The organism is Verrucomicrobiia bacterium (assembly GCA_035460805.1).
GTDB lineage: Bacteria > Patescibacteriota > UBA1384 > CAILIB01 > CAILIB01 > DATHWI01.
The window spans coordinates 1-1,939 of record DATHWI010000050.1; the positions used below are offsets into that span (position 1 = coordinate 1).

A 1,939-nucleotide genomic window follows, 5' to 3' on the forward strand; every position below is an offset into this window, starting at 1 on the left:
CTGTTATCCCCGGAGTACCTTTTATCCGTTGAGCGATGGCCCTTCCACGCGGGACCACCGGATCACTTTGGCCTGCTTTCGCACCTGCTCGACTTGTAGGTCTCGCAGTCAAGCCCCCTTATGCCAATGCACTCGACGCCTGGTTTCCAATCAGGCTTAGGGGACCATCGCGCGCCTCCGTTACTCTTTGGGAGGCGACCGCCCCAGTCAAACTGCCCACCAGACAGTGTCCCTCTCCTCGTCACGAGGAGCAGGTTAGATTTCAAAGTTTCCAAGGGTGGTATTTCAAGGTTGCCTCCACAAGAGCTAGCGCTCCTGCTTCAAAGGCTCCCACCTATCCTACACATGCAAACTCTAAAATCACTGCCAAGCTACAGTAAAGGTTCACGGGGTCTTTCCGTCTTTCTGCGGGTACTCGGCATTTTCACCGAGAATTCAATTTCGCGAGGCATGTGGTTGAGACACCGGAGAAGTCGTTACGCCATTCGTGCAGGTCGGAACTTACCCGACAAGGAATTTCGCTACCTTAGGACCGTTATAGTTACGGCCGCCGTTTACTGGGGCTTCGATTCTCTGCTTCGCTTGCGCTGACAAATCCTCTTAACCTTCCAGCACCGGGCAGGCGTCAGCATGTATACGTCGTCTTGAGACTTTGCACATGCCTGTGTTTTTGATAAACAGTCGCTACTCCCATTTCTCTGCGACCTGAAAAAGCTTGGGGATCAAGTCCTTACACTCTCTCAGGCTCACCTTTTCCCGAAGTTACGGTGATAAGTTGCCGAGTTCCTTAACCACGATTCACCCCATCGCCTTAGGATATTCACCCCACTCACCTGAGTCGGTTTACGGTACGGGCAGCATAGCCAAAGTCCGAAGCTTTTCTTGAGAACATGGCTCCTCTCACTTCCGCTGCAAATGCAGCTCGCATTCGCGCATCAGAGTTAATGTGCTGCGGGTTTACCTACAGCACCTCCTACACGCTTACACCTGAAATCCAATAACAGGCTGAGACTACCTATTCTGTCCCTCCGGACCCAATTCTATGTCTGGTAACGGAATATTAACCGTTTTGCCATCGGTTACGCCAATTGGCCTCACCTTAGGACCCGACTAACCCTGGGAGGATTATCCTTGCCCAGGAACCCTTGAGTTTTCGACGCTCGGGTTTTTCACCCGAGTTCAACGCTACTTATGTCAGCATGATCACTTGAAGTTCGTCCAGCTGCCCTAACGGTCAACCTTCAGCCTACGCTTCAACGCTCCCCTACCCCTGTCTTACGACAAGACAAAGCTTCGGTACCACACTTAGCCCCGTTGTATCTTCCGCGCAGAGTCACTAGACTAGTGAGCTATTACGCTTTCTTTAAAGGATTGCTGCTTCTAAGCCAACCTCCTAGTTGTCAAAGTAACTCCACAACGTTTACCACTGAGTGTAGATTTAGGGACCTTAGCTGTTGTTCTGGGCTCTTTCCCTCTCGACGTGTGACCTTATCACCCCACGTCTGCCTGCCAGGGTAGATATCAATGGCATTCGGAGTTTATCTGGGTTTGGTAATCCGGTAAGGACCCCTAGCCCAATCAGTGCTCTACCTCCATGATACAATTTACCTGACGCTATACCTAAATATATTTCGGGGAGAACCAGCTATCACCCAGTTTGATTGGCCTTTCACACCTAATCACAGCTCATCCAAAGAGTTTTCAACCTCAACTAGTTCGGTCCTCCACGCGGTGTTACCCGCGCTTCAACCTGGCCATGATTAGATCACCGGGTTTCGGGTCTATCCCTGCAGACTAAACGCCCTATTCAGACTCGCTTTCGCTACGACTCCACCTGTAACGGCTTAATCTTGCCTGCAAAGATAACTCGCTGACTCATTATGCAAGAGGTACGTGGTTGCCCATATAAAGGGCTTCCACTGCTTGTAAACTTACGGTT

1 rRNA gene is annotated in these 1,939 nt (G+C 50.9%); it reads right to left on the reverse strand.

Annotated features, from left to right (window positions below):
- Window positions 1-1,939, reverse strand: a 23S ribosomal RNA gene (locus tag VLA04_01720); the annotation flags it as partial.